This window comes from Endozoicomonas sp. SESOKO3 (genome assembly GCF_024606255.1).
Genome location: NZ_JAHHPR010000015.1, coordinates 1 through 6,942 on the forward strand (window position 1 = coordinate 1; position 6,942 = coordinate 6,942).

Below are 6,942 nucleotides of genomic sequence, written 5' to 3' on the forward strand. Positions count from 1 at the left end.
CCTCAATTTCTTGCAATCCTCGCTACGGACGCTTAAGTCCGACAGGCTGCTAGGGTGTGTGTAAGTCTATCGTCACATAAGCGGATTAGATTTCAGCGGCGAGGCGAGCCCCCTGATTGATAGCTCGCTTGGCATCCAGTTCTGCAGCCACGTCGGCACCACCGATAAGGTGAACAGGCTTTCCGGTGATGGTGTCGGCCAGCTCTCTGAGTGGTAATTGACCCGCACAGATGACTACGTTATCCACATCCAGAACCTTTGGCTGGCCATCAATGGACACATGAAGACCACTATCGTCTACCTTGTGATATTCGCAGGAGGGCACCATTTTTACGCCACGCTTGAGCATTTCGGTTCGGTGAATCCACCCGGTGGTTTTACCCAGGGTGGCTCCCGGCTTCGTCTTCTTGCGCTGAAGCAGGTAAACCTCCCGTGAACTTTCTTCTCCACGGGAACCGGAAAGAGCGAGACCACCCCGGTTACTGAGGCTCATATCGACCCCCCAATCTTTCATAAATGCTTCAACATCCAGACTGTGTGAAGGCCCTTTCTGGGTAATGAATTCACTCAGATCGAAACCAATTCCGCCGGCACCGATCACTGCTACGGTTTTGCCGACTTCTGCGCCCCTGAAGACATCCAGGTAGGTCAGGACTTTGGGGTGATCCAGTCCCTCAATATCGGGTGTACGCGGTGTGACACCGGTCGCTACGATGACTTCATCAAAATCGCTGTTTTCCAGTTCACTGGCGGAAACCCGGGTGTTTAGTTTCAGGTTGACACCGGTCAGCTCTATCTGGCGCTGGAAGTAACGAAGTGTTTCATAGAACTCTTCCTTGCCCGGCACCTGTTTGGCAATGTTGAACTGACCACCGATTTTGTCAGCGGCTTCAAACAGAGTGACATCATGACCTCTGTAAGCGGCAGTGGTCGCAAAAGACAGGCCGGCGGGACCGGCACCGACCACTGCAAGTTTTTTCGGCTCGTCAGTAGGCAGATAGTTTAATTCGGTCTCATGACAGGCTCTCGGATTAACAAGACAGCTGACCAGTTTCAGTTCAAAAGCATGGTCCAGACAGGCTTGATTACAGGCGATACAGGTGTTGATTTCATCAGCACGGCCCTCTTCAGCTTTGTTAACCCACTCAGGGTCAGCCAGCAGAGGGCGAGCCATGGAAACCATGTCGGCATCGCCTCTGGCCAGAACCGTTTCAGCCACATCTGGCATATTGATACGGTTGGAGGTGATAACAGGAATGCTTAACTCTTTTCTGATCTTTGCGGTGACCCAAGTGAATGCAGCACGGGGGACCATGGTTGCAATGGTGGGAATGCGCGCTTCGTGCCAGCCGATACCTGTATTGATAATGGTCGCTCCCGCCTTTTCGATCTCTTTGCCTAACTCGACAATCTCATCCCAGCTGCTGCCACCTTCAACCAGATCCAGCATGGAAAGACGATAAATAATAATAAAGTCCGTGCCGGTCTTTTCTCTTACGCGACGAATGACTTCAATCGGAAGTCGGATGCGGTTTTCGTATCGGCCACCCCAGTCATCATCCCGGTGATTGGTTTTGGCGACGATAAACTGGTTGATGAAATAACCTTCCGAACCCATGATTTCAACACCGTCGTAGCCGGCTTTCTGAGCGTTCAGGCTGCATTGCACAAAATCTTCAATCTGGCCGTCAATCTCTTCCGGTGTCAGCTCTTTGGGTGGAAAGGGCGCAATCGGTGCTTGCAGGGCACTTGGAGCAATGGCCTTGGGATGGTAGGCATAGCGACCCGTGTGCAGGATCTGCATACAGATCTTGCCGTCTTCCTTGTGCACGGCCTGTGTGACCAGGCTGTGACCGGCAATCTCTTCCTCTGTTGTAATCTGGGCCGCATTGGGCAAGCCGCCGGATTCCCAGTTGGGCGCAATACCGCCCGTCACCATCAGGCCGACGCCACCTTTTGCTCGCTCACCAAAATAAGCAGCCAGTCGCTCGTAGCCACCGGGATGCTCTTCCAGGTTGGTGTGCATGGAACCCATCAATACCCGGTTTTTCAACTGTGTGAAGCCCAGATCCAGTGGTTCCAGCAAGTGAGGGTACAGCTTATGCGGCTCAGGGCTGTTTGTGGAGGTGATCATCGAGAGATCCTCATCATGTTCTTTAAGGGGCATTTGTAATTATGTTATCTGGACAGCGTCAAGATAAGACTGTATGTTGACACTGTCAAGATTGAGTATTCATTTTCTGAAACAGAGCACTGCCATTGAGTAAAAATATGTCAGCCAAAAAGAATTACCATCATGGAGACTTGCGACAAAGCCTCATTAATGAGGCAACCCGGATGATCGCCGGGTCCGGCGTTGAGAAGCTCTCTATGCGTGGGTTGGCTGAAGGTGTTGGGGTCTCGAGAACCGCTGCCTATCACCATTTCAAAGACAAGAATGAACTGTTGTGTGCCATTGCTGAGCAAGGTTTCAATCAATGGTACCAGGCATTGGGGAGCAGGCTGAAAGAGGCTCCGGACGATCTTGAACGTTGGTTTCGTGAGTTTTCCCATGCTTACATCGATTTTGCCCAGAATCATGCCGAGCAATATGACCTGATGTTTGGCCGACCTATCTGGAAGAATGGGCAGCCCACTGATGAACTGAGTAAAATCTCATTTGAAGCTTTCCAACTTTACGCCGACTTTGTCAAAAAATGCCTGACGGGTGATGATTTCAGTCAAGATCAGGATGCCCTGCGGGTAGCCCAGGTCACCTGGGGGAGTTTGCACGGTTTAAGTCGTTTATTAATTGATGGAGTTTATCTCGATAAGGCTTCTATCAACAGCATGTGCGATGTAGCGGCAGGGCTGTTAGTACAGAATATGAGTTCATCATCACGGTTCTGACTCATCAAAGTTGCGCCAGAACCGATGGGCGACACTGATATCATTTCGAGCCATGGCGCGAGCCGTTCCGGTCATTAGTTTCTCTTCAAAAAGATGTTGTACTTTTCGGGTTTGCATCAGTGCCTGATCGTAGGGGAGCTTTCTGACTTCAAGGTTACAGGCCAGTTCTCTGGTTATGCCGTAGGCTCCCATGAGATCCATGGCATCGGCATCAAAGACAATTTTCGCCTCTATGGGGGAACTCCCGGAAATCAGGTGGGGGCGGCAAAGCCTGACAATCTCATGCAGCTGAGATTGAGTGGCGGGATTTAATCCGGTCTGTTTCAGAAGTTTCTCGAGTTGGTCCAGATGGTCATGGTATTGATGGAGCCAGGCACCGGCTTCAACAAGAAAGGCGTTGCCCGATTCGGATTGGTTAATGGTCAGGGCATGTCTTACCACTCGTTCTCCATGTCTCAGATTGTGGTAAGGGTCCTGCTGTTGATAGAAAACGCTGGCTTTTGCTTTTATGAAGTTCAGGCAGTTTTCCATGGCTTTGCTGTTATTGAGTCCGTATCCATTCAGGGAGAACTGTCGGCAGGGTTGGGCAGTACTTTCAGCCTGAACGGCTGACGATAACAGTATTATTGCCATGGTGACTGATGTGGCGTTGATAAGCCAGAGTGTACTCTGCAATGTAATTTCCTGATCAGGTTGGCTGCCGCCTTCCGGGACAGAGTCGGCATTTAGCGGGAAAATGCCAGCGCTCTACGCTCTATCCATCTTACTATCAGTGTCAGTATTCCAGTCAGTGTCAGATAGATCAGACCCGCCAGAGAGAACACTGTGAGAGTATCGTACGTCTGGGCGTTCAGGCGAGCGGCATAGCCCATGAGATCCATTAACGTAATGGTGCTGGCCAGTGAGGTTCCTTTCATTACCAGAATTATTTCATTGCCGTAGGCTGGCAGTGCCCTGCGAATCGCATGGGGCAATATGATGCGGGTCAGAGCCTGCTGACGGGTCATACCCAGCGCCATAGCTGCTTCCCATTCGCCGGCAGAGACTGCATCAATAGACCCCTTGAACAGTTGCGTGGAATAAGCTGCGCTATTCAGGGCCAGAGCCAGCATGGCACAGAACCAGGGTTCGCTGAGCAATGACCATAATGCGGTTTCCTGCAGGATCGGAAACTGGGCAGGGCCATAATAAATCAGAAAAATCTGGACCAGAAGGGGCGTGCCGGTGAAGAGCAGGATTTGCAACCGAACCAGCCAGACCAGAGGTTTAAAGCGCAAAGAAAGGATCAGGGTGAACAGCAAAGCTATCACCAGGCCGGTCAGCAGGCTGGCAAGGGTCAGCTCCAGAGTAGTCTGAAGACCTTTCAATAATTGAGGCAGATATTCGGGCAAGGATTCTAATATCATACGTCCACAGTCCTGATGTGTTGACTGGTTTTCTGCTTCATCTTGTCCAGACAGTGTTGGCTGATTAGGGTGATCACCAGATAGATGGCACCGGCTGTTGCATACCAGGTAAACGGTTCATAAGTCTTGGATGAAAGCAGTTGGGCTTGACGTAACAGGTCAGTCACACCGATGAGAGCAACCAATGCCGTATCTTTCAGCAGCACCAGCCACTGATTACCCAGCCCGGGTAATGCATGACGCCAGGCCTGGGGCAGTACCACCCGATAAAAACACCGGACAGAGCTGATGCCTAAAGCTTTGGCCGCTTCTGACTGCCCCCTCGGAACGGCCATGAAAGCGCCCCGCAGAGTCTGGCTGGCATAGGCGGAAAAGATCAGCGACAGAGCAACAGTACCGGCCGTGAAAGGGCTGATTTCGATAAACTCATCAGTGAGCAGAAAGAGCAGGTGGGTCACACCGAAGTAGATAAAGAAGACCACCAGGATCTCGGGCAGTCCCCTGACCAGAGTGACCCACGAAATGGTCAGGTATCTCAGCAACCGGAAACGGCTCAGTTCACCCAAAGCGAGTAGGCCAGCCAGTATCATACCCAGAACCAGGGAAGAAAGCGCCAGTCCCAGAGTCATCAGAGTTGCATTGAGGAAGAGATCAAGCATGGATACAAAGGTCTGTCAGATGTTAGGGGGCTGCAGCTGGATGGGCCGCAGCCAGGAAGTCGTTGGGGCTCTAGTTAAAGTATTTGTCGTAGATCTTTTGATATGTGCCGTTTTCTTTCAGTTTTTTCAGGGCTGAATCCATTTTTTCCTTCAGATTGTCCTGTTTTCTGACCGCAATTCCGTAGCCGATGCCAAAGTAGTCCGCATCCTTCACCTCTGGGCCTAGTTGAGCATACTGACCTTCGCCTCTTTTTGCTAACCATTCGTTGGCAACCGCAGTATCGGCGAAGACAGCATCAACCCGTCCACTGGTCATATCCAGAAAGGCATTCTGGAACGAGTCGTAAGGACGAACCTTAACACCCTGACTCTCCAGTTTATCGATCAGATACTGCTGATGGGTAGAGCCGTTCTGGACACCTACAGAATGGTTCCTGAGTGCTTCAATAGAGGTTAGTCCTTTGTTTTTATGGGTTACAAAGGCAGCTGAATTCTCATAGTAAGGACCACTGAAGTCGACTTGCCTGAGGCGGTCCGGAGTAATATCCATCCCTGAAATTACTGCGTCAAAGCGGCGGAACTTCAGGCTCGGGATCAGACTGTCAAAGGACTGGTTGCTAAATGTACATTCTGCTTTCAGTTCGTCACAGATGGCTTTGGCCAGATCAATATCAAATCCTTCCAGTTGATTGTCCTTACCCACATACTCAAAAGGAGGGTAAGTAGCTTCTGTAGCAAAGCGAATAGTTTCGGCAGCCTGAGCCTGAACAGATTGAACGCTAATGAGTGCAGTGGCTATTGTCAAAGCACTGGTCGCCAGTATTGAAGCGAACATTTTTTTCATTGTTTGGTACTCCAGAAATCCCAAAAGTATCCGGTGGATCAATGTTCCAGATAGCGGCGGAAAGCCTCTGTCCGGGGGTGAGCAAAGTGGTCGGATGATCCATCTTCAACAATATGGCCATCTTCGAGATAAATCACTTTGCTGGCAATTTTTCGCGCGAATTCGACTTCGTGAGTGACCACTACCTGGGTGATACCGGAATGGCTCAGTTCCCTGATCACTTCTACCACCTGATTGGTGATAGCCGGATCCAGAGCAGCAGTGGGTTCATCGAACAAAAGAACATCAGGTGACAGCATCAGGGAGCGGGCAATAGCCACCCGCTGCTGCTGACCTCCCGACAGAGAAGAAGGCCATGCATCTGCTTTTTCAGACAGGCCGACACGCTCCAACAGTTCTCTGGCTTTAGTCGTGGCTTGTTCCTTGGGCATACCCTGCACAACCGGAGCCTCAATCAGATTGCCAAGCACCGTCATATGTGGCCAGAGATTATATTGCTGAAATACCATGCCTACCTTGCGCCTCAGGGCGCAAGCCTGTTTGTTCAGCTGTCTGCTGTTATGACTGTCGTTGAAATTAAACGCCATATCAGCAATGCTCATGGTGCCCTTGTCGGGTGTTTCCAGCAAGTTCAGCATGCGCAGCAAGGTGCTTTTGCCTGCGCCGCTGGCTCCAAGAAGAACAGTGGTTTCACCACGGGGGATAGTAAAACTGATATTTTTAAGAACCTTTGTGGAGCCGAATGCTTTGCTGAGGCCCTCTACGATTATGCCCATTGCCTTTCATCTGCCATTTTGTGAGAATTCCCGCCTCGGTGAGTATGAGATGCAGCGGAAATTTTTTTGCTCATGACTGCCTGTCAGAGTCCTGCCCCATGCAAGGTGTTTAAGGCGCTTGCACAAAAAAGCCTGTCCCGATTTGCAGTATGGGCAGGCTTCAGGGCTGATGGGGTCCGTTGAGCTTAACCCTTTCTTACCGGGAAAGCATAGGCCGAACAGACGACTGGTTCACAAGAAAGTGGATTCTCTTATATGATCGTGGATAAAATCAAGTAATTATGAATATCTATTCATGATTAACGTTTTTTTACCTAGCAGCCTGTCGGACTTAAGCGTCCGTAGCGAGGATTGCAAGAAATTGAGGA

General features: G+C 50.6%; 7 protein-coding genes. 1 reads left to right on the top strand and 6 read right to left on the bottom strand.

Annotated features, from left to right (window positions below; all coding sequences use genetic code 11):
• Positions 1-85: 85 nt before the first annotated feature.
• On the bottom strand, positions 86-2,134 hold the full coding sequence (locus tag KDK18_RS00125) for an NADPH-dependent 2,4-dienoyl-CoA reductase (protein ID WP_257252323.1): 2,049 nt from the start codon (positions 2,132-2,134) through the stop codon (positions 86-88).
• A gap of 125 nt (positions 2,135-2,259) precedes the next feature.
• Between KDK18_RS00125 and KDK18_RS00130 the strand changes: the two genes are divergently transcribed.
• Entirely contained in the window at positions 2,260-2,889 is a 630-nt protein-coding gene (locus KDK18_RS00130; RefSeq protein WP_257252325.1) for a TetR/AcrR family transcriptional regulator, read from the top strand.
• Here KDK18_RS00130 and KDK18_RS00135 read toward each other — a convergent pair.
• From KDK18_RS00135 to KDK18_RS00155, 5 genes are all read right to left on the bottom strand, one after another.
• Positions 2,878-3,564 (bottom strand): hypothetical protein, encoded by a 687-nt coding sequence (locus KDK18_RS00135; protein ID WP_257252326.1) that lies wholly within the window; start codon positions 3,562-3,564, stop codon positions 2,878-2,880. The two genes, KDK18_RS00130 and KDK18_RS00135, sit on opposite strands and share 12 nt — an antisense overlap.
• Before the next feature lie 50 nt (positions 3,565-3,614).
• Positions 3,615-4,295, bottom strand: a complete 681-nt coding sequence (artM, locus tag KDK18_RS00140; protein ID WP_257252327.1) for an arginine ABC transporter permease ArtM — start codon at positions 4,293-4,295, stop codon at positions 3,615-3,617.
• Positions 4,292-4,954 (bottom strand): arginine ABC transporter permease ArtQ, encoded by a 663-nt coding sequence (gene artQ, locus KDK18_RS00145; protein ID WP_257252329.1) that lies wholly within the window; start codon positions 4,952-4,954, stop codon positions 4,292-4,294. The genes artM and artQ overlap by 4 nt, the downstream gene beginning before the upstream one ends.
• Before the next feature lie 70 nt (positions 4,955-5,024).
• Positions 5,025-5,798: a lysine/arginine/ornithine ABC transporter substrate-binding protein gene (locus tag KDK18_RS00150; RefSeq protein ID WP_257252331.1), complete on the bottom strand. Its 774-nt coding sequence runs from the start codon at positions 5,796-5,798 to the stop codon at positions 5,025-5,027.
• A 38-nt stretch (positions 5,799-5,836) separates the two neighbouring features.
• On the bottom strand, positions 5,837-6,574 hold the full coding sequence (locus KDK18_RS00155; protein WP_257252332.1) for an ATP-binding cassette domain-containing protein: 738 nt from the start codon (positions 6,572-6,574) through the stop codon (positions 5,837-5,839).
• Positions 6,575-6,942: the final 368 nt, after the last annotated feature.